Genomic DNA, 24,250 nt, shown 5'->3' on the forward strand with positions numbered 1-24,250 from the left:
GCTCTTGAGCGGATCCGAACCTTCGACCACTGCGTGCCGCTTTCTCTAAACGGCTGATCTCTCTTGTTTTCCCTGCCCTAGATCGCCTGTCTGATTGAGAATTCAAATTTGAGTTCACCGTAGGATGCCGATCTCTGTCGAACTGCTTTCGAAACACTTGTACCTTTTTGTCATCTTGTACAACGATTGTTGCATTGCACTCAAAAGACTGCAACATTGCTCATCGATGGCACGCTGCATGTCGTCGATATCTCTCGTAGGGCAATCCGAACAATCCGGAGTTGATTATGAATTTTCGCATCGCGTTCGCCGGCTTCTCACTTGAATCGGTGACAGCCGTGCCGCAATCCATGGGTATCAGCGATTTCGAGCGTGTCTGCAGTCGCGGCTCCAGAATTGTTGAGCTCTATCGCGGGACAAACACGGTGCCCGGCGGGGTAATCAAGGTCTGTGAAGAGGAGGCCGCGACGTTGGTGCCCCTGGTCAACGCCTCGGCAGGTGCTCTTGGACCAGCCGCAGACGAGGCAGTCGCATTCTATGTGGCAGAGACCCTTGAAGGCCTGGATCAGGCAGGCGAGCTCGACGGCATCGTGCTTTATCTCCATGGCGCATGCTGGGCCGCGGGATATGAGGATGTCGAGCGGCATTTCATTGATGCGGTAAGAGCCAAGCGGCCAACCGTCCCAATCGCGGTTGCACTCGACTATCACGGCAATATCGACGCCGAGACCTTCCGTGGCGCTGACATTGCCGTCGCCTACCGTCACTCACCGCATATCGATATGGGCGAGACCGGCGAACGGGCGACCAATGCGCTCTTCCGAATGATCAAGAGCGGCACGAAGCCGGGCCTCGCGGTGGTAAAGCCAGGCGTCGTCATCCCCTCCATCATGTCTGCCACATCACTTCAACCACTCGCTTCCATTATCGCGGAGGCCAGAGCAATCGAAGCACGCACCGACTGCGACATCTCGGTGATGGCAGGGTTTTCTTATGCCGATAGCCCCAATACCGGCATGGCGGTAATCTGCCTCGACTGGGATGGGCAAGAGGCCGCGTTGAACAAGGCGGAGAGCCTGTCTTCCGCTCTCTTCGAACACCGCCAGGCACTCTGGGCCGCCGTTCCCGTTTCGACGGTTGAGGAAGCGCTATCGGATGTTGAGGCGCAGCCGGCTCAAGGCAAGCCGATTGTGCTGCTCGAACACGCCGATCGGATGAATGACTCGACGCATGTCCTTCGGGCCCTGCTGGGCAAGGATGTTGGCAAGGTCAACGTGCCATTCCTTCTCGATCCGGAAGCGGCCCAGCAAGCCTATGAGGCGGGCGTTGGCGCAGAAATTTCGGTCAGTCTGGCGGGTAAGACGGATCCTGCGACCGGCGGCCCGCTCGATGTGGTCGCCAAGGTGATATGGGCAGGGAAAAAGTCCTTCACCATGTCGGGGCGATATCAGCAAGGCTCGCTGGTCAATCTTGGCATGACGGCATTGCTTGAGATCAGTTCGATCCGAGTTTCAGTCGTGTCCCACTTCGCTTTCGCGGTCGATGGCGAGCCGTTCTACATTTTCGGCGAGCGCCCCGAGGATTACGACGTCATCCTTCTGCGCTCGAAGACCCATTTCCGCGATTTCTACGAGCCAATCGCGGATCGGATCATTGTGATCGACACGCCGGATTTGGGACCAGCCGATGTTCGGTTGATCTCATACGCTCAGCTCAAGACGGCAGAAGTCTTCCCGTGGAATCAAGACGCCGCCTGACTAAATCGCTTTGACCACCGGATTTCTACCGGTGGTCAAAGGAGATCATTCTTTGGTGCTTGAAACGAGGGGCGTGCATCCTGGATCGAATTCGATGGTCCGAGAGGATGCAGGCTCAAGGTGGCAATGCCATCAGATAGGCACGCTCAAATCAGGCGGGCGAAATGCCCGCCTGATTTATTGATGGCTACTCAGCCAGTGGAATATTGTCATCCAATGGCGTCTCATAGGTCATGAGCAAGTAGCCGAGGACCGAATAGAAGCCGACCGTTGCGATCAGGTCGATGACGGCCGGACGACCGATGACCTCGGCCAGTTCCTCTTCAAAGACGAGCGTCAGGCGATGATCGTCAAGCAGCATGTCGACTGCCTTTGTAATCAAGCCGTCCTCGCCTTTGGGCTGCCCGCGCATCGCCTGGATGCGTTCATCGCTGATGCCGAGCAGGCTTGCACGATGGACGTGCTGTGACCATTCGTAGCTCGACCCCAGGCGGTAGGCCGCGCGCAGGATCACAACTTCGGATCGCTCCGGTCCAAGCGCACTGTCCTTGACGATATGCTGTCGCAGGGGCGCCCATGCCCGCAGCAATGCCGGATGGTGTGCCATCGTGCGATAGACATTCAACCCCGTCGCGAAACCACCGGCCATGTCTGCAAGCTCTGCAGGCCAGTCGGTATCCGACACAGGCGGGCAAGGAGAATTCAGAGCGACGCTCATTTGCTTGCCCGCGCGGACGCATAGATTTCTGGTGCGTAATCCGCCCAGACGCCGACGCGGGACCGGTAGCGCGTCACCTCGTCGAGGTCGATCTGAACGCGCAACACGTCTTCGCGGTCATGGTTCAAACGACCAATGACCTTGCCATCCGGTGCGATGACGCAAGAGCGGCCCCAGAAGCGGAAATCGCCATGCAGGCCAGCGCGATTGCAGCTGAGGAAGAAGATGCCATTCTCGACGGCGCGCGCGTATCCACGGTGAACGAAGAGCTCCTCGTCTGCCACCGGCTTGTCGGCCGGGCCGAAGGACGCCCAGCTGGAGACGATGATGCTTGCGCCCTTTTCAGCCAGGATGCGGGTGAGTTCCGGAAAGCGAGAATCGTAGCAGATCTGCATGCCGACCTTGGTTCCGACCGCATCGAAGCTGTCGATGACCTCACCGCGGGTGAAATATAGCTTCTCGTTATGCCACTGGTGAACCTTGGTGTAGATGCCGACGACACCTGACGGCGTGATCAGCAGCGCCGAATTGCGGATCACCGCCGGCATGACGGGATCGCGCATGCCGAGGCCAACGATCACACTCACACCGCGCTCGCGGCACAAGGAGACGAGGCTTTCGATTTCCTCGCCGGCCGGATCTGCACAGGCGGCGACCAGTGCCTGGCCGTAGTGAGGAACATCCGAGACGAAACCGCCGCCCGGGACCAAGGGCTCTACATAGCCGGTATTGGCAAGCTCGGGGAACACGATCAGCTGCGCGCCCTGATCTGCCTCTGCCGCGATGAATTCTCGGATCCGGCGGAAATTTTCGGCGGCGCCGAGCGGAATGACGTCCATCTGGACGAGAGATGCGTGGATCATTGTTGAACCTCTGTTGTAACCGGGCGTCCGCGCGCAAAATCCCAGCCCCGTCCGGGAGCAGCTTCGATCAGAGCGCGGGTATAACTGTGTTGCGGGTCTGCAAGAACGCGGGCCGCAGGTCCCATTTCGACAACCTCGCCCTTCTGCATCACCATCACGTCGTCACAAACCTGGGCGGCAACACGCAGATCGTGGGTGATGAACAGCATAGCAAGGTTGCGTTCCGTGCGGATCTTGTCGAGAAGCTCAAGGACCTGAGCCTGCACCGAGACGTCAAGTGCCGATACGGCTTCGTCAGCGACGATGACTTCCGGGTTCATCAGCAGGGCACGAGCAATGGCGATGCGCTGGCGCTGACCACCTGAGAACTGATGGGGGAACCGATCCAGGCTGGACGCCGGAAGCGAGACGACCTCAAGGATCTCGGCCGCCCGTTTAAGAGCGGATTCTCTCTTCTCGCCGATATTCAAAGGCCCCTCGATCAAACTCTCCGATATCCGCAAACGGGGATTGAGAGAGCGATTGGGGTCCTGGAAAACCATCTGGATCCCGCGCCGAGCTTCCGTCAATTCTGCTCCATGCGCTTGGGCAACTTCCTTGCCGTTCAGCCAGACCGACCCTGAGGTCGGATCCGCAAGCCGCAACAGGCAGCGCGCAACCGTCGATTTTCCCGATCCGCTTTCTCCAACGATGCCCAGGGTGCGTCCCCGCTCCAGCTTGAAGCTCACATCGTGGACGGCGCGAACCACATGATCCCGCTTGCCCAACAGCCGGGATATAAAGTTGCCCATGGTGAATTGCTTGCACAGAAGCTTTACGTCGAGGGCGGGCGCCGATCCGGTACTCGGTCTTGGAGCAGGCGGAACAAGCGAAGGCACTGCGGCAAGCAGGTCCTGTGTGTAGGACGATTTCGGGCTGCCGAGCACTTTGGCTACTGTCCCCTGTTCAACGACCTCACCCTTGCGCATGACGCAAACCCGGTCGGCGATATCGGCGACCACACCCATGTCGTGCGTGATGAAGAGAACGGCGGTGTTTTGCTCCTCCTGCAGCGTCCGGATCAGGCTAAGGATCTGCTTCTGCGTCGTGACGTCGAGCGCTGTCGTCGGTTCGTCTGCGATCAGCAGACGAGGCTTGAGTGACAGGGCCATGGCGATCATTACGCGCTGTCGCTGTCCGCCTGAAAGCTGGTGCGGAAAGCTGTCGTAGATCCGTTGCGGATCGGGAAGATGAACGGAAGCGATCGCGTCCAGAACCGCCTTTCGCCGTTCCGAGGCCGCGAGCTTCCCATGCGCCTCGAAGACCTCTTCCATCTGCAGGCCGATCTTCAGCACCGGATTGAGGGCTGTCATAGGCTCCTGGAAGATCATCGCCATGTCGGCGCCCCTGAGAGCCTTGGTCCGTTTAGGCGTCGCAGTCAGAATGTCTTCGCCATTCAGAAGAACCTGACCGCCGCCGACCTGCAGCTCCCGGTCAGGCAAAAGGTCCATCGTCACCAGTGAGGTGACCGATTTTCCCGAACCTGATTCACCGACCAGGCAGACGATCTCGCCGGGCGCGATATCGAATGAGATACCCTTGAGGATCTCAGTCGGATTGGCGCCGGCTGTTGCGACACGCAGGTCACGAACGGATAGAACGGGCTGGATCTCGGCGGTCATTGGTGCCTCCCCTTCATTTTGGGATCGAGGGTATCGCGCAGAGCATCGCCGAGAATGTTGATCGACAGGATGCAGAGCGACAGCACGATGGCGGGCCAGAAGACGAGCCAGGGGTTGATGGCGAAGTAGAGCCGCCCCTCGGCCATGATGTTGCCCCAGGTCGGGATTTCGGAACCGATCCCGACGCCGAGGAAGGACAGAGCCGCCTCCGTCAGGATCGACGCGGCATAAATATAGGTTCCCTGCACGATCATCGGGGCAACCGTTGCAGGAAGCAGATGCTTCCAAAGGATTTTGAGAGGTGGCGTGCCGAGCAGCAGGGCCGCCTCGACGTAAGCCTCGGACCGAACCGCGATCACGCGAGACCGGATCAGACGGACAACCTGCGGGATTTCGGGAAGCATGATGGCGATGATCACGGTCACAAGGCCACCCCTGGTCAGTGCGACAACGGCAATGGCAAGCAAGATGCCGGGGATTGCCATCAACCCATCCATGATGCGCATCAGGACCCCATCGGCCCAGCGATACCAGCCTGCGATCAATCCGAGCGGCAGGCCGATCGCAAAACAGCCAATTGCAGCACCTGCTCCAACCATCAGTGAAATGCGAGCGCCGTAAACCACTCGGGAAAAGAGATCGCGCCCATAGGTGTCCGTTCCGAGCCAATAGGTGGCATCGGACGGCTTCAAGCGCATTGCTGCGTTTAGCTTTGTCGGCTCGAATGGCGCGATCAGGGGCGCAAAGATGGCAATCAGAACGATGGCCACAAGCACCAGGCTAGCGGTGAGCGTCAGCCAGCTCGGTAGCTTGACTGGCAAACGACGGCGAGGAAGCACGGTGAAAGAGGGGCTTGCTTTGGTCATTCGTAGCGCACTCGCGGATCGGTCAGAGCGTAAGACAGGTCGATCAGCAGGTTGATCACCACATAGATGCCCGCCGTCAGGAGGATGATTGCCTGAATGAGAGGGTAGTCACGGGCGAGAACTGCGTCGACGACGAGACGTCCAAGGCCTGGAATATTGAAGACACTCTCGGTCACGACCACACCGGAGATCAGCGCTGCAAATCCGGTTCCGACAACCGTTAGGATGGGAATTGCCGCATTACGAAGCGCATGGCGGAAGAGGACCTTCATTTCACCGAGGCCCTTCGCGCGGGCGGTTCTAACGTAGTCCTCGTTCAATACTTCAAGCATCGAGGCGCGCGTCATGCGCGCCACAAGCGCAATGTAGATCGAGGAGAGTGCGAGAGCCGGGAGGAATATGCGCGACAGGAAAGGGCCGAAGCCATCGGAGATCGGCCTGTAGCCCTGGACCGGAAACCACTTCAAGTCGACCGCAAACACTGCAATCAGAATATAGCCGGTAACGAAGACCGGTGCTGAGAAGACCAGAACCGAGAAGATCATCACGCAGCGGTCGGCCAAGCGCCCGTGGCGCCATGCAGCCAATACGCCCATGGGAATGGCCGCGACCAGCGTGATCGCCATAGCGACCAGCGCAAGGGACAAGGTCGGCTCGATCCGTTGGCCAATCAGACCTAGAACATCCTTGCGCGAGATCAGCGAAACGCCAAAATCTCCGTGCAACAGATTGCCGATCCAGGTGATGAACTGGGTCAACAAAGGCTTGTCGAGGCCAAGGCTTACGCGGATTGCTTCCAGCTGAGCGGCAGTTGCTTCATCACCTGCAATCGCCTGCGCCGGATCGCCGGGTGTCAGTCGCAGCAAGAGAAACACGAAGACTGCGACGACACCCATAACGGGGATAGCCATCAGCAGGCGTTTTATAAAATACTGGGCCAAGGTCTTCTCCAGCCGGCAATTTCTGTCGAGGGGTCGTACCCCATCGGAAGTCTGCCCAGAACCAACGTCAGGTGGTTCTGGGCATCATGACTTACTTCTTGTGGACGCCCCAGAACTGGGTGTTCATGCCGAGCACAAAGCCGTCAACTTTGGCATTCCACGCCGATAGGGACTGGAATTCGCCGCCGTTAAAATAGAAGCCTTCGTCCCATGCAAGCTGCTGGATTTCCGACGCAATCGCCTTCTGCTTTTCCGGCTCTGTAGCCTTGATCCAGTCGTCACGCAGCTTCTCGACGCGATCGCTCTTGCGCCATCCAGACCATGCACCCGGATTGCCGGTACCGTCGATCAGCACGCTGCTGAGCGGGTTCCAGATCCCTTCGACACCCCAGGAGGTGAAGAACATGTTCCATCCGCCCTTGTCGACCGGCTCGCGGCTGGTGCGGCGAGAGCTTAGGGTTGCCCAGTCCATGGAGTCGACTTCCACGTTGAAGCCTGCCTCACGCAACTCTTCAGCAGCAACGATCGGCTGTGTCATCAATGCCGAATTGTCGGTCGGCTGCAGCATGACGACTTTTTCGCCCTTGTAGCCGGCTTCTTTGAGCAATTCCTTGGCCTTGGCCAAGCGTTCCTCATGTGTGCCAGCGAGATATTCCGAGCCGGCGTTCGATGCCATCGGCACATCGCAGCCATAAATCGAAGCGCAAAGCTTGTAATAGGTCGGATCGCCGACGGACGTCTGCATCAGCTGCTGCTGATCCATGGCGTACATGGCGGCCTGTCGAATCTTGACGTTGTCGAACGGCGGGAGCAGGTGATTGAACTGACCCGTCAGCTGGGTCCCGACCTGCTTGAGGACGCCAATCTTGACGTCGTCGTTCGCCTGGACGAGCGGCGCCAGGTCGTTCGGCAAGCGCTCCAGGAAATCGATGTCACCGGATTGCAGGGCGTTAATGGCTGTCTGGACGTCGGGCATGACTTCCCAAACAACACGATCGACGTTGACGACCTTGCCGCCTGCAGAACCGCTCGCCGGCTCGCTGCGCGGAACATAGTCGGTGTTCTTCTCAAACACGGCCTGCACGCCCGGCTGAAATTCCGATGCAACGAAGCGGAACGGACCCGAGCCGATGACTTCGGTCATCTGCTGCCCCTTGGGCGTTTCGGCAAGACGCTTCGGCACCATGAAAGCGGGGATCGGAGCAGGCTTGGCGAGCAGATCAAGCACCTGGCCGAAGGGCTCCGAGAGTTTGAGCGTGAATGTCTTGTCGGAGGTCGCCTCCAACGATGCAACCCGCTTCATCAGCTTGCCGCCGGCGCCGTCGTTCTCTCCCCAACGCTTCAGGGAGGCGACGCAGTCTTCGGCGAGGACAGGCTTGCCATCATGCCATTTCAGACCATCGCGCAGCGTGAACGTGTAGGTCAGGCCATCGTCCGAAATCTTCCAGGACGCCATCTGGGGCTGAACCTTGAGATTGGCATCGAGACCCAGCAGCGTATCGAAAACCAGGAACGCGTAGGTGATGTTGATACGAGCCGTGCTGACCTGCGGGTCGGTCGTCTTGAGCGGAGCGCTCATGACTGCCGTCAGGGTCGTCTCTGCCAGAGCCGAATGCGCGCTCAATGGTCCAAATGAAGCAGCGAGCAGGAGTGCTGCGCGAAGTGTCTTGTTGATCATATTCCCTCTCTTTTTTGTTTGAAGATGGTCAGGCGGTAAGCTGCGGGTTTGCACACCACGGAAAGACGAGGCTCCGATCGAGCTGCTCATATCTCACGCGGTTAAGATCGGCCGGACCGAGGTCCGGTGTATCGACGACGATGATCCGGTCGGACGCCGGCTCGTAGAAATCCCGGAAATGGGTTTTCGAGCGCAGGACAATCACGTCGTAATCTTCCGGACGTTCGCCGAAAATGTAGAAGGGATCGCCATCAATCGCGAAATTCGAGGTTGTCACGACGGAAATGCGCAAGTTGCCGATCTCAAGGAGAGCCGCGTTGCCGAGGTCGACGAACTCACCATGCTTGACCTTGCCAGACACGTTGTAGGTCTTGTGTCCGGCCCAAATCACACGCGCGCGGACAGAAACAGGTCCGCCGGCTTCAGGTGACGATCGCCCGCCCATGTTGACTTCGATCTCAGCGCCCGCACCGGCAGCAACTGCTTGGGCAGCGGTCTCGGGATCGCGGAGAAACGGAAATCCGACCCGACCAAGGTCCTGAGCCAGAAGAGCGCGCAGCAGATAGGTCGAGTCATTCATGCGATCGGCATGTTCCAGGAGGACAATCGGCTTGCCCTGCCCTGGCCTCGCAAGAACCTCGGCAAAAGCTCCGTCAATATCCGTGACCGCCACCGACTGGGTAAGCTCGGATCGCATATCCTGAAGACGCAGCGCCATGTTTCGCGCCTTTTCCTCGGCGGCCGCCTGTCCATCCCAGTCAAGCGCGAGGATCGCCATGCCGGTGTTCGGTGAATCCGCATAGGAAAAGCCGGCCATAACGTTGATGTCGCAATCGCCTCCAGCCTCAAGCGCACGCGCTTCTGCAATAATGCTGGCAAGCGGTTGAAGCGCCGTCGCAGACATGATCGAAGGAATCAGGATGCCGGGCTTGCAAACAGCGAGACCCGGCCGAACACCATCCCGGACCATGCGCAACAGCGCTTTGGTCGCGCGCGCTCCGGTCTCAGCCATATCGGTATGCGGCGAATGGCGGAAAGCAACGGCCGCGTCGGCATTTGCAAATGTCCGACTGTCGATATTGCCGTGGTAATCGAGCGCGATAGAGATCGGAATGCCGGGAGCCACCTTGCGCACTTCATCGATCACATGTCGCTCGACATCTTCGAAACCCGGTGCCCAGCACGCACCGTGGAGAAACATGACAATGCCATCGAGTTCGGCGGCGGCACGAACGCCCTCGACAATCTCTGACGTAATGTAATCGATAGCATCGGTGGACGCGGGGCCGTAGGCGCCGATTACCATCTGGACCAACGGCACGACCGTGACGTCATCGGCCGCCAGCAACGTATCGAAGCACCCGCCGGCAACCGTATTCGTGCCGCGCCAACCTTCGAGCAAGGCGTCTCCGCTCTGCAGGCGGTCTGCGAAGGTCTGCCAGGTGCTGACACTGGCGACAGCCGTTACAGACTCCAATGAAAACCCGGCATAGGCGATCCGATAGCTCATGATCAGCTCCGAACGACGTTGGTGATGGCCGCGGTGATCCTGTCGACGACGAGGTCAATTTCGTCCGGCGTGATGATGTAAGGAGGAGCCAAGAGCACGTGATCACCGTTGATGCCATCAATCGTGCCACCCATCGGGTAGCACATCAGGCCCTGCCTCATCGCTTCCTTCTTGATCCGGGCGTGCATCTTCAGGCTCGGATCAAAAGTCTGCTTGGTGTCTCGATCGGCAACAATCTCGATCCCGCGGAACAGACCCCGGCCGCGGATGTCTCCGACGTGAGGATTTTGCCCGAGCGCGGCTTCCAGACCGGCCTGGAGCCGATCGCCCATGCGAACCACGTTGTCGAGAATGTTCGTGCCAGACAGGATTTCGACGACCTTGTCGGCTGCCGCTGCGGCGACCGGATGGCCGATATAAGTATGGCCATGCTGGAACATGCCTGACCCGTCTGCGAAAGCCCGGTAGATGCGCTCGGAGAGCATCACAGCCCCGATCGGCTGGTAACCGCCGCCGAGCCCCTTGGCGATCGTCACGAGATCCGGAACGATGCCTTCCTGCTCGAAAGCGAACAGCGTTCCCGTGCGTCCCATGCCGCACATGACTTCGTCGAGGATCAACAAGACGCCGTACTTGTCGCATACTGCGCGGATCTGTTTGAAATAGTCTGCGACCGGTCCGACCGCACCAAGCGTTGCACCAACGACCGGCTCGGCAACGAAAGCGATAACCTCATCGGCGCCGAGTTCCAAAATCTTGGCCTCGAGTTCGGCAGCGAGCCGCGCGGCATAAGCTGCGCCATCCTCTTGGCGACCCTGGTCACGATAGGCGTAGCAAGGCGAGACATGATGCGTCTCCGGCAAGATCGGCTGGAATTGCGCCCGGCGCCATGCATTACCGCCTGTCGCCAGAGCGCCGATCGTATTGCCATGATAGCTTTGACGGCGGGCAATGATGTGACGACGCTGCGGCTGGCCGGTCTCGACGAAATACTGACGCGCCATCTTCAGCGCAGCCTCCACCGCCTCGGAGCCGCCCGAAACGAGGTAGACATAATCGAGGCCATCCGGCGTGAGCCCGACAAGGCGATCGGCGAGGGATTCTGCGGCATCGCTCGTGAAGAACGAGGTATGCGCATAGCTGATGCGATCGATCTGCGCTTTCATCGCAGCGGCGACGTCCTCTTGACCATGCCCAAGGCAGCTCACAGCTGCACCGCCAGAGCCATCGATGTAGCTGCGCCCCTCGTTGTCAGTGATGTAGATACCCTGACCAGCGACGGCTCTTGGCAGATTGGGGCCAATCGAACGGTGAAGAATTCTCGTCATGTCTGTCTCGATCAATTTCTCGGTGGGCCAGATGGCCATGTCTTGGCACATCTGTTGCAGCTCTTGCCGCAAAATGCAACATTTGTTTTATAGCCAATTATTTAGGCACAAACGTATCTTATTTGAGCAACTATGAAACACTCAAATCAGCTTCGGCTGTGAAGCCCAAGCGATAAAACATCGATTTTGTTTGACTTTTAAGCCGATTGGGCTGAACCCTGCGAAGGACGACTAGGGGGATAATGATCCAAATGTTGCATACAGATCCGTTGCGAGCGCGTATTATTGATCGCTTTGACGAGATGTCACATCAGCTCCAGCAGGCTGCGCGATACATCCTAGAGCACCCACAGGATGTTGCCCTCGTCTCAATGCGCGAGCTGGCGCGTAATGCCGGCGTCCAGCCTTCGACGATCACGCGTCTGACCAAGTTTCTGGGTCTGAGCAGTTATGACGAGATAAAATCTCACCACGCGCAGGCGATCCGGGTCGGCGCAGACGGCTTTGCTGCCCGGGCTCTACAGCATAATGCCCTCGACATCAGCGGTGATACCAGCGATCTGGCCCGCGCGATGCTGCAGGGCCTTTCTCTTCAGATCACCCGATTGAGCGAGCCTCAGTCGCTCGCCAGACTAAGCGCGATTGCTGACCAATTGTTCAAGGCTCGTCGCGTCTACGTTCTTGGGCTGCGGTCATGTCATTCCGTAGCCTGGCATTTTCATTATGTGATGACATTGCTGGGAGATAAGACAGTCCACCTTGATGGACCGGCCGGAACGGGTGGCGATGCGCTGATGCGAGCCACATCCGAGGACGCGCTCCTCGTGATCTCGATAAATCCTTATGCTCTGCAAACTCTGGAGCTGGCAGAGGTTGCGCGAGAAAAAAGCATGGCGATCGTTGCCATCACCGACAGCGAAGTTTCGCCGCTGGTCTCAATCGCGGATCATACCGCATTTGTGTCGACGGAAAGTCAGACGTTTTTCCATACACTGACGCCGGCGCTTGCCATTTCGGAAGTGCTTTGCGGCCTTTTGGCCAATCGCGATCGAGCTCATTCGGTGGAGGCATTGACGAATGCGGATCGATACCTTCAATCGTTGAATATCTACTCAACGACCATTCCGCGGCGGAAAATCTGACTCACCCCAGAGACAAGCGTCGCCTCGGTCTTGAAAGGATGTGGCCCCGTGACCCCTTGGTTGTCGCCCTTCTAAACTATTGAACCTTATGGGATTACGGCCGTATTATGAGAGGAAAGACTGAAAAATCTCGGTCTTTCCTTAGCTACGTGGCTCAATCTACAATCATCTTCTGCGTCGACAGGTCTACAGCAACTTTGTCGAAGCGGGATTCCGTAAGCGATGTCTGGCCGACCAATCACCACGACGCATCCCGGTTTCGCTAGCGAATATTTCAGCTAATTCTCGACAGTGACATGATTGCGGCCCTTGCCAATCTCCTGGCGGATGATGCCGGCTATGTCCCAGCGCCCCTCCATCTCAAGCGTACCCGCTACCTGTTCAAGAATGTATTCCGCGCCGTTCATTATAAGGGCTTGAACCATAGCCCTGACCATCTCGGCGGCATCCCCGACAGCTGCCGGAAGGGCACGCATCGTTGCCACCATCTGCTCCTCTGGAATTTCCGTATAGCGAGTGGCCAGCTTTTCCTTCTTGAGCTTTTTCGGCTTTTTCTTGATCCGCTTTGCCGCACTTTCCAGTTGCGGTGGCATGGCCTCGAAATCGACCTGCTCGTCTTGGGTTACCTTCCTGAATCGAATTGCAACACCCGTCTCCGCAGAAAGCTTCGCCAGTGCCACCACGGTCTTATCGACTTTGTCATCATCGGCATCAGGCAGTTGATGGCCCGGGAGAGCGGCCTTCGTGGGACGCACCGCCTTATATATGTCCTTAGCGAAAGTAGCCAAGTCCTTGGCCGTTGTCGCCGCCTCCGCGGTGGATTTCAAATATCCGCCACCGTTGGCCAGTAAGTCTGTCAACCAAATCCAGGTGGAGCCGATTTCGAGGCGAGCGACCACCAGATTGCGGCCCGTCATGCGTCGATAGTCGGCGTCCATTGCTTTGAGAACTGACGCCAGTTGATCCGCTCGCAACGGGATCTGATTGTTGAACGAAACGACCAGAAGCCGCTCATCCTCGGTACGTCTATCGAAATCATAGTCGGCCATGACGCCATACCCCTCCTTCTCTATTTCGTATTAGTCTGGTTGCGCTCAAAGATCACAGCGTTAGAGATCCCATCGACCGCAAGAGCTGTGCTGGTTGATGGCTATCCCTGGAGGAACAGATCGCGTTCGGACTTGCTGTGAAAGAATTGCAAAAGCCAGGTATTCAGATTTTAGCCGGGACCGAAGCGGCGAGCGGCAAGGCAACCGGCGCGCCTTTGCGGGCGCGTCGTCAGCATAGCGCAAGCCCTCGGCCGGAGTGAACAAGGGTCGAAGATGGTTCGTGGTCAAGGGTAGTTGCTGACTACTCACTCGCGCAAGCCCAACGTGCTTCGACCGATGATCCCGGTCAATTCGCCTGGCCGGACGAAGTTGCCGGCGCGAGCACTCCCGGGAATCTGATGCGGCAGACCGTAGGTCTCCGGCTGCGACGTTGCGATAACAAACAGATGCAGATTGCTGTTCAATCCGACCAAGGCCGCCAAGATCGATTTCTCGTCGCAATTATACCGGTAGGCGAATTGCTCGGAGGCCGTAAACTTGCCTTGCTTCAGACCGCCGTTGATAGGAAGAATACTCAGATGCGCATGGGCGTGCTCTTCCGAAAGCCCCGCATTGAGATACCACAAGGTCTGGACACCGCCACCAATCGGGAGGGGCGCGCCAACATGCTGGCGATAGAGGGCCATTCCGATCTTTGCCGCGAACACATCTAGATAGGCTTTAACGAGCGGACCATCAGCCCGGATCACGATCTTCCGCGTCAGGATACCGCTGCGCGATCGGATCCATCGCGGCCCACCCCTCGGATCGCCGAATACCTCTTCTCTGACGCCAGGTGCGTCTCGCTCCATGGTGAATCGAAGCGTGATGCCTTCAGGGCTCTGCCAAAATACATCCTCGTCAGCTTGGCTGAGGCGAGAGAATAGTGCTCCGACCGCGTCGGCGCCTTTTGTTCCGTGATTGCATTCGCGGCAGGCCGCGAACTCCATTCCGCTCGGTCGATGCCTCTTCAGAAAAAGAACCCGGGGCGGCATATGCTCGATCGTGGTTGCCTCCGCTTCACAGTAGATACAACGCGGCTCTGCCCTCAGGAGAGCTTGCAGACTTCGGCTTTTTTGTCTGGCTTCACCCACGATTAGGCCACGTCCTCGTCCATTCGCACTCCCAATTTCCGATCTTTTCTTCAGGAAAGCTGTGACTGGGAACCAGATCTCCTTGATCTCTGCGACACGAGTCGCAGTATGACAGATGGTATCTCTGTCCGGCGCGGAAACAATAGGACTTCACCTGCGAAATGTCCCAAAAATCAAAGCCTTCAGGATCGGCTCTTCGCGACAAGGTGGCCGGCCTGCTAAAATGCATCCACTCGGAAGTCGATATCGAAAAGAGCCTCTCCATCACGACAGCTGATGTGTTCTTCGTTGATGAGAGCAATCAAATCTTTCCGAAGAAAGTCGCAGTCGAATGCAAGGACTGGAAAAAGGGGCTCGCTTCATCCGACCTGGCGGAAATCTACAATCTCTACAAGCCATCGCTCGATAGCGGTGAGATCGACAACCTACTGATCATCAGTGAGAAGGAGCTGTCGCAGCAGCCATCGCGAGCGGCATCGCAGCTTCGCGACGTCAGGCATATATCATTCGAGCGTTTCGTCACCACATTGATGAATTTCAACTACGTGCTGCAGGACAACATTGCAGCCTATGAAAATCACGATTCCTCGAAAAACTTCATCCACACGAATGTGCGGGGGCAGGACAAATCGCTGGAACAGGCGGCGCTGGACTGGCTTGGTTCCAGCGAAAATATCCTGCTGACATATGGCGGCTACGGCGTCGGCAAGACGAGCTTTAGCCTCTACTTCTGTAAGCAGATGACCGAGCGCTATAGGGCGGGACTTTTCGACCGAATTCCGATCAGGATTAGCTTGGGCGACCTGTTCACGAAGCAGGACCTGAAAGGGGTCATATGTTCAGCACTGACGGGCGCAGACGGTGGCGCCGCCGTGCGTAATTTCTCCTATAACCTGTTCATCCAGATGAACAGGGAAGGCTATTTCCTTCTCATATTGGACGGCTTCGACGAAATGCGTCATGCGATGACGCTCGATGATTTTCGGTTCATTTTTGAAGATATGGCCGTTCTGTTTGAAGGAAACTCTAAGACCATCATCCTGGGGCGTCCCGACTCGTTCTTTTCAGCGGACGAGGAGAACGCGGTGATCGACGCAATCCTGTCCAATGTCCTTGGAGATCTCCGATGGCTAAGAAAGGTCGAAGTCGATCTATTGAGGCGCGAACAGGTCGCTGCTTATCTTGAGAAATTTCTCGACAACAAACCTGAAGGCCCAGGGAGCAAGCAATTCGAGGCGTTCAAAGATCGCGTGCTGGAGAGGGAATTCGACATTCTGTCGAGGCCTGTCCAATTAAAGATGTTCACGACCATCATGGGTAGCCTGGCAACTTCGGATTCGGGCTTCAGCCGGTATGACCTCTATTTTCAGTTCATCTACCGCTTTGTGCAGCGGGAAAACGCCAAGTCGAGCCGAAGATTCAATAGCGAGCAGGAGGGCGATGTGGCCGTTGGTTACAGCGACCCTCGCACGGTGTTCATGCAGCAGCTTGCATGGTGGCTGTTGACGGAGAAGAAGGAAAACCGGTTCAAGCCACACGAGGTGCCGGCCGACTTCGTGCCGCAAGCGATCAGGAATGCGCGTGGAACCGACGCGGCGCTCCGAGAAATCATCGTCGGGTCCGTCGTCGAGCAGTTGGGTGAGCAGACCGTCATCGGAACTAAAGGCCCCCGGATCTACTATTTTCCGCACAAAAGTTACGTCGAATTCTTGGTAGCCGAGTTCTTTTGCCGGGAAACTTTCAGTATCGAAATGTATGTTTCTTTCTTCAGGACGATGAATAGCGAGATCCTGTCTTTTATTGCAGAAGGGCCGGCCGAGGCTGTCGCGAATATGAGGACCGGCCTCGAATACGCGAAGGGAACAGTCAACGCTGATGTCTTCGTTATCGCGGCCCGTGACCCTGCGATTGAAAAGGAAGCATCGAAGCTCGCCGAAGGAAATACCACACCTGGTCGGCTCTACGTCTTTTACCAATATCTCCTGAAAAATGCTAAAAGCGTGGAAGACATTGAGAGCTTCCTGTTCATTGCGATATCGAAAGCGACCGCAATGAACCGAGTGGCGCCGGCCTACGCAATGTTGTCCGATCATCTCGGGCGGGTGAAAAGCCCACTTCTCATCGAGCGCCTGATTGCGCTCGTCTTCAACAAGGTCGGCGTGTTCAAGCTCAATGAAATGCTGTCGACCGGCGCATCGATCTATTCTGTCGATGGACCAGCCGCGCATATGATTTTTCTCTCGAAATGCGTAACAATCGAACGGGGAGTGATCTCGATCGACATGAGCGAGATGAAACGTTTTGCACGGGACGCCTGTCAGAAAAGTCTATATGTCAGCGGCTTTGATGCCGCACCAATCAAGGACACGAAGACCTATAGCTTGAAAATTGGGTCTGTCCGGAACCTATCCACCGACATCAAACCACTGCTGACCAGACTTTCGACAGAGACACGGCACACGTTCAAGACCCAGGTCCATGGTGGGCCCGATGAGTTGCTGGCAACCTCACCCGGATCGTTTCAGCCTTTTCGCAGGTGATCTTCAAAACCGACGGCCGACTGGCTCTTGGTGAAGCGCTCATCAAATCAGTCAGGTTTTGGGACCCACTGAAATGGATGACGTCAGGCTTGCATGAACTGCCGACTCGGTGCACGTTGACATTCGTGGTTGGACACCCGCGACTTGTCGCCGAGTCAAACGTCCGGAAACTCATTGTCTTTGCAACTGCAACTGCATTCTACAGCGGCTTGCTGAGTAATCGGCGAACGGCATGCCAAGAGCTGGAGATGCTGATGTTCGAACTGACAATCAATCCAAGTTATGAAAACCTCGAAGCTGTAAAGCGCGAGTTGCGCAAGACCCTTCCGACGGTGAAATCCTCGCACCGATGCGAAGCGTTCGGCAGGAGCCTTGTCTACGGAAGCTACTCAGCGGCGAGGGCCGCGTCGAAAATGACCCCCGGCCCTGTTACCGTGGACGGCCTGGCGTTTCAGAAATATCTCGATAGCCAGGGGTTCAACGTTTCCCCAAATGTTGTTCATCGCGCAGTCGCTAAGGTCGCTATCGCGAATATCGTCGCCGCGAACGAGCACCTTAGTATATGGGGGATTGGGAGTGGCAGGCCAGAGCGGAAGCCAGATGGAAAGTGGGAAGATCCCCAAGAGCGCTACGCGCGCTTCAAGGAACATCGATCAGAGTTGCTCGATGACAACGCAATCACTCCCTTTCTCCTGTCGCTTGCACTGCTGAAAAGAGTTGATCGGACAAAGACGATTCGACAAGGAACCGGTAGCTACGGGGTAAAGCACATCGCCGAGAATTTTAAATGCACATATCCAAACGGCGAGAAACTCGGGCCGCATTATGTGCCAAACGGCGTGCTGATAGCTGCGGCAATCCATGCCGGGTTCATGACGAAAACGCACTTCGACGAGCTCGGCTACCACTCGCTGAATGTGACGTTCAATATGTCGAAGCCTTGCCTCGATGACCTTGATTATGAAATTCGACCCGACACTGGCCGGTCCCAAGATCGCAGGCGCGCTGAGGAACGCCGGCGACTGAAGAAGTCGTCGTCGATAATATGGGGGCTTTAGAAGCTGAACAAAGGTGTGGGATTATCGCGGCAGACGACAAGGGTCAGGCTCTTCTTCGCCCTGCTAAGCCCGACATACATCAGCCGGCGCTTGTAATCGGTATTCGAAAACGAGGTTTTGTCACACATCATCACCACGGCGTTGTCGCACTCAAGGCCTTTCGATTTATGGACGGTGCTGATGCACTTCCTGGGAGGTTGCGGGTGCGAAAATGTTCTGCGTCGGGTGATTTCGGCAAGACCTTCTTGTGCGGAAGCAAAACTGCCGAGTTTGATCGCGTCGTGAAATTCACTCTTAAGATCAATGGAGATCTTGGAAAAGCCTGCTGCTTTCTTGGCGATGAGGCCCTCAAGATGTGAAAGCGCGAGGGCAATGCCGTGATGATCAGGTCTTTCCAAAAGGAAGCGGCTCAACACTTGCAGTTCGGCCGGCATCCCGCGGGTTGGTCTGATGCACTTGTCTTCGAGTTCTTTTCTGATGCGTTGTCCATGGGTCGATGCTGTGAATCCGGTGCAGGTAGCGCCCACGAAATTTATCAACACATCTGCGACCGAGCCGGGCAAACGTTCTGCACTGCCCACTAACGCCGAAAGAGCATCGCGGCTGTGGCCTTCCCATATCCGCATCGACCGGTAGAAGAATGCGTTCAGATGATCGACCCGATCGTTGCCTGACGCAAGCACGAGCATTTGCGGAGATCCCGTCGCCAGGTCTGAAATCGGCCGGCGGTCTTCTCTCGACATTGCAAGAGCTTTGCGGGCGTTGTTGGCCGAATTGCTGGCGTGCAAAACTGTCAAGCCCTTGGGAAGGGCACCAGCAAGGTTTATAGCGCCTCCATTTGAAAGCGTCTCGCGGGCGTCGAGGACCCATTTTCCGAGATCGGGAGAGCCCTCCTTCCATCGGTGAGGTACCGATAGTTTGCCGAAGCCGCCCAACGTCGTCAGATGCCTCCACCGGTCCAGCGCCAACCGCGTGCCGTTGCCACGCCCACCATAAATAATCTGCATAGGATCACCCAGAAACCTGATCTGTGAGCCTGCTCTGTGCAGAGCCATCACTGCCGCGTGCTGATCAGCGCTCGCATCCTGGTGTTCATCACAAACGATGATCGGATACTGCCTGGCGGCGGCTCTCGATACAGACACCGCACGTTCGAGAAGCCGGCTGCAGCGAGCTGCCACGATGTCGTAAGAATCGTGTTCACGAGCCCAGCTTCCCACATCGACCGGCAGATCCAAGGCACGATGGTACATCGCTGCAATCTCGGTTAGAAAACTGTCGATGGTCCGGATCTCTACGCGAGAGGATTCGCCTCGGGTGCGGTCGGCGAATACCGACCTGGCGGCATGTGTGTGCGTCAGGATGAGCACTCGACCCGCCGTAAGCGTCTGGGCGGCCTTTGCAGCATACCGGGCGCCTTGGTAGGTCTTCCCGCAACCGGCGGGCGCTTCGATCACGACAAGGGCTTGATCGGAGCATAAGAGAGAAAAAACGTCCTCATCCGTCAAAACGACAGCTCCCCGGGCGCGAATATTTGTTCGCCGACTTCCAATCGTATCGCATTGATGAAAGGCAGCAGGTCCGGCTCGACCTTCGGCCACAGGCCCAGGCCGATCATTTTCTCGCAAAGTTCAACACCACCGCCGATCGACTTGAACCAGCGTTGACTATGCTTTCCCCATTCCTTGCCAGTTCGCTCATTCGGCGCGCCATTTTTGTCGCCCGTCGCGGCTGCGACGATGACGGCGCGAAGTGCTGCGGCAGACCCGCAAGCCTGCATGATGTCCGCCTCCTCCTTGCCCTGGATGCCTAGCCGATCAGCGAGGGTCCGGAGGCGCTCCCCTCCGAGACCGTCTGCGTCAAAAGCGAGAGACAGCAACTTGTCGTCGGGGACATGCGCAATGATGTTTTCTTCAAGACATCCAGACGGCCACTGGAAGAGCTTGGCGCCAGCCGAAGTCTTGAGCTTTTGCCACTTTCCGGCAAACCTGCCTTCGTCGTCGCAAAAGCCGGCGGCACTGATGCCAGCTGCATGGAGAGCTTCAAGAAGACCGAGCATCGCATCGTTACCGCCACCGTCAGCAATGCGAATTCCGTACATATACTCCTGCCCGTTGAAAACGAGACGCAATAGGGTGCGGACAAATCCTACCTCGGTCACGCCCTCAGCGATAATCGGGACGCGCGACAAGAATGTCTCAGGATCGCGGTTTTGCTGCCTCGCAACCTTTTCCTGATGAAGCTGGCCAATTCGTCCGGTCCCATCCATATACCAAAGAGCAGCTGCTTTTGCCGCCGCAATGACGATAGGGCTATGCGTCGTTAAAAAGCATTGTTGATCGTCAGATGCCAACACGTCGAGGAGCTGACGCAGTCGGTAAGGCTCGAGCCCTCGTTCGATTTCATCAATCACCGTCAGACGGGTCGAGGCCTCGATCGCCCCCGCGACCTGAAGTGCTGCCATTCTGCGCGTGCCCGCCCCCCAACTTGCGAGCGGGAGCAAAGTGCCGTCTTTATCGGCCAGCAGGCCGACGAGAGCACCAATTGAAAGACCCTGGCTACTCGTCAAGCCGATATCGAGATTATGCGGCAGGCCAGCCGCCTCTAATATCTTGTCGAGATTCTGCAATGCTTGCGCTTCCTCTCCAGTGAATGCATCCGAAACATCGACCGACGCAACCTTTGCGCTTAACCGTGATTTCAGGTTGCCCTTGGACAGAAGTCGGTCGAGCGCAGAGCCTGTCACGAGGCGCAGATCGCGATCATTGCGATCGTCGTTGGCGAGCCGCACGACACCTATCTTTCGACGAAGGCCGGTGGAGAGGGCAACGGCCTCCATGTTTGGCTGGAGAACCTCCCAGATCAGTTCCAGATCCGACGTACCTCTGACCCGTAGGAGGTAAACAGGGTCACTGCTGGCGCCTTCGTGCTCAGGATCTGGGAGAACGGCATCCTTTCCATTCCATTCCCAAGGCCACAGCGTCTGCTGGAAATTCGCGAGTTCAATCTCCGTCGGCAAGCTGACGGCAGCTTCAATCGAAAAGCCAGCCTCAAGCGACCTGTTGTAATAGTCAGTTTCGAACACCTGGGCAGAATTTGTCGGGCTGAACAGCAACGCTATGGCATGAAGAAGCGTCGATTTCCCGGAGTCCCCGCCTCCGATCAGCAGGTTCATATTGCCATCGGGATACCATTCGGTCTCCGGCAGTCCTCGGAAGTTGGTTATCCGGAGACGTCGTATGCGAGGTTGTTTGTTCATCACCTAACCGAATCACTAGATCTCAAGACCAACCACAAGCTGTCGAAGTTTGCGGCAATATCAAGCACCCGAAGCCAGCACATATCTCTTGGGAGAGCAAAATGAGCGGCAGCTTTCCGAGATCAGTGAGGGAGAATGACTGTCAGGCTCGTCGCGTCTACATTCATCCTATCTCATCTGCGTCTTTTCCGCCGACTACTCAGAAAGATCGGGAAACCGGATTGTAATCCTGAAGAAAGTCGCTCTGCGATGGAAGATTTTTTACCAAATCGCCTATGGCGCCTCCGGTGGTGGAATATCCGGGAGATTGTCAAACGCGTCGATATATTGACGCGAGCGCCTCGGAAGGCTCACGTTAAGCTCGTCGATATCTAGCTCCCGACGGCGCAAATTGAATGTCCCGTCGTCCACATGCATTTCGAAAAACGAAGGAGGCCGTTGGCGGCCCATCAGAGCCTGAACGATAGCGAACTTCACTGCCATATCGCATCGAATGCCGAACGTGATGTCTTCGAGTTCAAGGGGTGAATCCTGCGACCCGCGATTTCCAATCAGACGCCATTCGCACTCATAGCCCCAGTCCTCGGCTTTTCTCAGCAATACAAGGTCATCGACTTGCTGCTGAGCCGCTACGTCACCCTGTAGCATAGATGCCACCAAACTCGCCGCGACGATCCGCCCTCCCCCGTACTGCACCTTTCGAACATCCCGGCAGGCATCGTCTGGGATTGAATAGCCGATGCAAATTCCGCGATGCTGATCGCCGTAGTGGCTCCACATCAGAGGTGAGTCCCACCGTTCGCTCATCGAGACGACGCCTTTATCGTACTGTCGCAGAAGCTCGCGTTCGCTATAGCTCCTGAGCAGGAATGTCTCGGGATCATCGACCTCATACGCGGGATCGCCTGCATTATAGGCGATGTCCTGCAGGACCTTATCGGCTTGGGTTCGGCCGAGCTTCAAAATGTGTTCCAAAGTCTTGGGTCCGCGATATCGAATTGTTTTGGCCGCAGCTTCCATTTCGGCTTTGGTACGGCGCTCCACAAAGGTTCGCAGCATGCTCTGCAATACATCGACTTCAACGTCCGCCTTCAACATTGGCTGAGTGTCCAAAGGATCGTTGAAGGTGCTGGGATCAGCGTAAAACAGGGTGTCTTCGACAAGCATTTCGATCGTACGATTACTGAAAGATCGATACTTGTAAATCCTGTCCGGATGTTGATCTGAAAGAGCTTTCAAGTCGGGGTCGGACATCTCTACCGCCTTCCAAGATATAGTGTTTGATGATCTCGATTGCACTCAAAGAGGGTTCAATCACGGTAAAGGAGCCGTTCCGATTGGCCGCTTCCGTTCAGGGCATACGTATCATGGGGTACTTGGGTCTTACGGCTCTCAGGTCACAACGCTCTCGCTTAACACGCAAAAATTCGACCCGATCCTCACTCCTCGAAGGGTGTTTTATGTCCGTGCACTCATAGCAACCCACTATAGCGTCCCCCACGCCCGAAACCTTCCCCTCCCCGTCATCTCTCTGAGGCCGAGTTCCAAAACGATCCGCCGCGCCGCCTGCGGCGTCACCTCCAGCGTTTTCGCTACCATCCCGGCCGAGACCAACGGTTTTGCCATCACCAGCTCGACCAATTCCGGTAGTTTTGACGACGTCCGCCGCCCATCAAGCTTCCGCTCCATCAGTGTTCGCGCCAAAACCAGCCGGTCATGTTCCTTCATGCCGATCTCGGCGGCCGCCAAAAAACCGCTGGCGATGGCGAGCAGTCGCGTATCACGATCGCGATGCCGGCGCCTATCAACCGGAATGGTTTTGAGGCCAAGGTTGATGGCGGCGAGATGAGCGCCTGTCGTGATCCCGGCCTCCCTCAGGATTGAGGCGCCGAACAGTCGGCCGAGCCAAGGAGCGTGCTGAAGCACGGACAGCTCATTCCAGGCGTCTAGAGCGATGATCGCCCGAAACACCGCCGGCAGGTGTTCGGCCTGGCGCAGCACGCCGCGCCATTCATCGAGCCGGGCATCCTCGTCCCAGTCGAGATCATAGATCATCGGGTCCTTGTCGGGATGGCTGGCGGTCGCCCGGCCGCCGACATGGCCGGGCCGGGTTGCGTCCTCTATCGCGGCCGACGATCGTGCCAGCGTCGCATCGATGGCGGCGTAGTCGACGCCGTGCAGATCTGTGGCGTCATCCTCATCATGGTCCCTCTCCCCGTCCACATCGACGGTGACCGCGGGCATGTTGATGCCGGCTGTCTCTGCCTCACCCGCGCCGGCATGCGTGATTTCCGACGTTTGACGGAGCGTGCGAATGCCTTCCGGCGACAGCGCCCAGTCCCGCGACTGGCCAGCAATGCGCCGGCGGGTGCGCAGCACGTCGCGGGCTATGGTCAGTTCGTGGGTTGGGGTGCGGGTATCGCGAAAGGCGTCGTGGAGGACGAGGTCTTCGAGATGCACCAATTCGCCGTCGATCCAGAGAGAGGCGCAGGCGTCGGCGAAATTTTGCCGTTCGAGAAAGCCGGCGCCGACCGGCGAGCGAGCAATGCGCTCGTCGAGACGCGTCAGCGCGATGCCGGCGTCGAAAGCCGGCCGCATCAGGGCTATCATGCTGATTTTCGAAACATCGTAAGCCATTGATATCATGGTAAACGATCTCTTATAGGAACTCTATCGTAAAGTTTTGGTTCCTCACATGGTACGATCGTCGGTTGGTGTTATAACTATCGATAAGTATCTCTTATCGG

General features: G+C 57.1%; 18 protein-coding genes. 4 read left to right on the forward strand and 14 right to left on the reverse strand.

What is annotated here, in order from left to right; all coding sequences use genetic code 11:
* Positions 1-287: 287 nt before the first annotated feature.
* The gene (locus tag AC2GXZ_RS31400; RefSeq protein ID WP_483763179.1) at positions 288-1,757 is read left to right on the forward strand and encodes a M81 family metallopeptidase; all 1,470 of its coding nucleotides are present in this window, start codon (positions 288-290) and stop codon (positions 1,755-1,757) included.
* Between the two features lie 187 nt (positions 1,758-1,944).
* On the opposite strand, the gene AC2GXZ_RS31405 is transcribed toward AC2GXZ_RS31400, so the two are convergent.
* The 8 genes from AC2GXZ_RS31405 to AC2GXZ_RS31440 form a co-directional block, all read right to left on the reverse strand.
* Positions 1,945-2,406 carry a carboxymuconolactone decarboxylase family protein gene (locus tag AC2GXZ_RS31405; RefSeq protein ID WP_483763180.1) on the reverse strand — a complete coding sequence of 154 codons (462 nt, stop codon included), beginning with the start codon at positions 2,404-2,406 and terminating at the stop codon, positions 1,945-1,947.
* Between the two features lie 65 nt (positions 2,407-2,471).
* Positions 2,472-3,338 carry a carbon-nitrogen hydrolase family protein gene (locus AC2GXZ_RS31410; RefSeq protein WP_483763181.1) on the reverse strand — a complete coding sequence of 289 codons (867 nt, stop codon included), beginning with the start codon at positions 3,336-3,338 and terminating at the stop codon, positions 2,472-2,474.
* Positions 3,335-4,999: an ABC transporter ATP-binding protein gene (locus AC2GXZ_RS31415; protein WP_483763182.1), complete on the reverse strand. Its 1,665-nt coding sequence runs from the start codon at positions 4,997-4,999 to the stop codon at positions 3,335-3,337. Before AC2GXZ_RS31415 ends, AC2GXZ_RS31410 begins: the two co-directional genes overlap by 4 nt.
* Complete coding sequence (locus AC2GXZ_RS31420; RefSeq protein ID WP_483763183.1) at positions 4,996-5,865, reverse strand: ABC transporter permease; 870 nt, start codon at positions 5,863-5,865, stop codon at positions 4,996-4,998. The genes AC2GXZ_RS31415 and AC2GXZ_RS31420 overlap by 4 nt, the downstream gene beginning before the upstream one ends.
* The gene (locus AC2GXZ_RS31425) at positions 5,862-6,806 is read right to left on the reverse strand and encodes an ABC transporter permease (RefSeq protein ID WP_483763184.1); all 945 of its coding nucleotides are present in this window, start codon (positions 6,804-6,806) and stop codon (positions 5,862-5,864) included. The genes AC2GXZ_RS31420 and AC2GXZ_RS31425 overlap by 4 nt, the downstream gene beginning before the upstream one ends.
* Before the next feature lie 91 nt (positions 6,807-6,897).
* Complete coding sequence (locus tag AC2GXZ_RS31430; RefSeq protein ID WP_483763185.1) at positions 6,898-8,484, reverse strand: ABC transporter substrate-binding protein; 1,587 nt, start codon at positions 8,482-8,484, stop codon at positions 6,898-6,900.
* Positions 8,485-8,512: 28 nt separating this feature from the next.
* Positions 8,513-9,994 (reverse strand): M81 family metallopeptidase, encoded by a 1,482-nt coding sequence (locus tag AC2GXZ_RS31435; protein ID WP_483763186.1) that lies wholly within the window; start codon positions 9,992-9,994, stop codon positions 8,513-8,515.
* 2 nt (positions 9,995-9,996) lie between these two features.
* Positions 9,997-11,322: an aspartate aminotransferase family protein gene (locus AC2GXZ_RS31440; protein WP_483763187.1), complete on the reverse strand. Its 1,326-nt coding sequence runs from the start codon at positions 11,320-11,322 to the stop codon at positions 9,997-9,999.
* Positions 11,323-11,573: 251 nt separating this feature from the next.
* Between AC2GXZ_RS31440 and AC2GXZ_RS31445 the strand changes: the two genes are divergently transcribed.
* Positions 11,574-12,464, forward strand: a complete 891-nt coding sequence (locus AC2GXZ_RS31445; protein WP_483763188.1) for a MurR/RpiR family transcriptional regulator — start codon at positions 11,574-11,576, stop codon at positions 12,462-12,464.
* Between the two features lie 278 nt (positions 12,465-12,742).
* Here AC2GXZ_RS31445 and AC2GXZ_RS31450 read toward each other — a convergent pair whose 3' ends face one another.
* Both AC2GXZ_RS31450 and AC2GXZ_RS31455 read right to left on the reverse strand, forming a co-directional pair.
* A complete protein-coding gene (locus AC2GXZ_RS31450) occupies positions 12,743-13,513 on the reverse strand; it encodes a hypothetical protein (protein ID WP_483763189.1) in 771 nt (256 codons plus the stop codon).
* Between the two features lie 305 nt (positions 13,514-13,818).
* A complete protein-coding gene (locus AC2GXZ_RS31455; protein ID WP_483763190.1) occupies positions 13,819-14,646 on the reverse strand; it encodes a hypothetical protein in 828 nt (275 codons plus the stop codon).
* A gap of 161 nt (positions 14,647-14,807) precedes the next feature.
* Here AC2GXZ_RS31455 and AC2GXZ_RS31460 point away from each other — a divergent pair, with 161 nt between their 5' ends.
* Both AC2GXZ_RS31460 and AC2GXZ_RS31465 read left to right on the forward strand, forming a co-directional pair.
* Positions 14,808-17,186, forward strand: coding sequence for an NACHT domain-containing protein (locus tag AC2GXZ_RS31460; RefSeq protein ID WP_483763191.1), 2,379 nt, complete (start codon positions 14,808-14,810; stop codon positions 17,184-17,186).
* Between the two features lie 254 nt (positions 17,187-17,440).
* Entirely contained in the window at positions 17,441-18,244 is an 804-nt protein-coding gene (locus AC2GXZ_RS31465; protein ID WP_483763192.1) for a hypothetical protein, read from the forward strand.
* Here AC2GXZ_RS31465 and AC2GXZ_RS31470 read toward each other — a convergent pair.
* The 4 genes from AC2GXZ_RS31470 to AC2GXZ_RS31485 form a co-directional block, all read right to left on the reverse strand.
* Entirely contained in the window at positions 18,241-19,752 is a 1,512-nt protein-coding gene (locus tag AC2GXZ_RS31470; RefSeq protein WP_483763193.1) for an ATP-dependent helicase, read from the reverse strand. The genes AC2GXZ_RS31465 and AC2GXZ_RS31470 overlap by 4 nt on opposite strands.
* A complete protein-coding gene (locus AC2GXZ_RS31475) occupies positions 19,749-21,419 on the reverse strand; it encodes an ATP-dependent nuclease (protein ID WP_483763194.1) in 1,671 nt (556 codons plus the stop codon). Before AC2GXZ_RS31475 ends, AC2GXZ_RS31470 begins: the two co-directional genes overlap by 4 nt.
* 357 nt (positions 21,420-21,776) lie before the next feature.
* The gene (locus AC2GXZ_RS31480; RefSeq protein ID WP_483763195.1) at positions 21,777-22,757 is read right to left on the reverse strand and encodes a DUF2971 domain-containing protein; all 981 of its coding nucleotides are present in this window, start codon (positions 22,755-22,757) and stop codon (positions 21,777-21,779) included.
* 231 nt (positions 22,758-22,988) lie between these two features.
* Entirely contained in the window at positions 22,989-24,149 is a 1,161-nt protein-coding gene (locus tag AC2GXZ_RS31485) for an RHE_PE00001 family protein (RefSeq protein WP_483763196.1), read from the reverse strand.
* Positions 24,150-24,250 lie beyond the last annotated feature (101 nt).

This window comes from Aliirhizobium sp. YIM B11859 (assembly GCF_057163345.1).

Coding starts and splice junctions, on each gene's coding strand:
- AC2GXZ_RS31430 (WP_483763185.1), bottom strand. CDS start 8,484: ATGATCAACAAGACACTTCGCGCAGCACTCCTGCTCGCTGCTTCATTT.
- AC2GXZ_RS31450 (WP_483763189.1), bottom strand. CDS start 13,513: ATGGCCGACTATGATTTCGATAGACGTACCGAGGATGAGCGGCTTCTG.
- AC2GXZ_RS31440 (WP_483763187.1), bottom strand. CDS start 11,322: ATGACGAGAATTCTTCACCGTTCGATTGGCCCCAATCTGCCAAGAGCC.
- AC2GXZ_RS31445 (WP_483763188.1), top strand. CDS start 11,574: ATGTTGCATACAGATCCGTTGCGAGCGCGTATTATTGATCGCTTTGAC.
- AC2GXZ_RS31435 (WP_483763186.1), bottom strand. CDS start 9,994: ATGAGCTATCGGATCGCCTATGCCGGGTTTTCATTGGAGTCTGTAACG.
- AC2GXZ_RS31475 (WP_483763194.1), bottom strand. CDS start 21,419: ATGAACCTGCTGATCGGAGGCGGGGACTCCGGGAAATCGACGCTTCTT.
- AC2GXZ_RS31465 (WP_483763192.1), top strand. CDS start 17,441: ATGTTCGAACTGACAATCAATCCAAGTTATGAAAACCTCGAAGCTGTA.
- AC2GXZ_RS31485 (WP_483763196.1), bottom strand. CDS start 24,149: ATGATATCAATGGCTTACGATGTTTCGAAAATCAGCATGATAGCCCTG.
- AC2GXZ_RS31405 (WP_483763180.1), bottom strand. CDS start 2,406: ATGGCCGGTGGTTTCGCGACGGGGTTGAATGTCTATCGCACGATGGCA.
- AC2GXZ_RS31460 (WP_483763191.1), top strand. CDS start 14,808: ATGTCCCAAAAATCAAAGCCTTCAGGATCGGCTCTTCGCGACAAGGTG.
- AC2GXZ_RS31415 (WP_483763182.1), bottom strand. CDS start 4,999: ATGACCGCCGAGATCCAGCCCGTTCTATCCGTTCGTGACCTGCGTGTC.
- AC2GXZ_RS31420 (WP_483763183.1), bottom strand. CDS start 5,865: ATGACCAAAGCAAGCCCCTCTTTCACCGTGCTTCCTCGCCGTCGTTTG.
- AC2GXZ_RS31480 (WP_483763195.1), bottom strand. CDS start 22,757: ATGTCCGACCCCGACTTGAAAGCTCTTTCAGATCAACATCCGGACAGG.
- AC2GXZ_RS31400 (WP_483763179.1), top strand. CDS start 288: ATGAATTTTCGCATCGCGTTCGCCGGCTTCTCACTTGAATCGGTGACA.
- AC2GXZ_RS31410 (WP_483763181.1), bottom strand. CDS start 3,338: ATGATCCACGCATCTCTCGTCCAGATGGACGTCATTCCGCTCGGCGCC.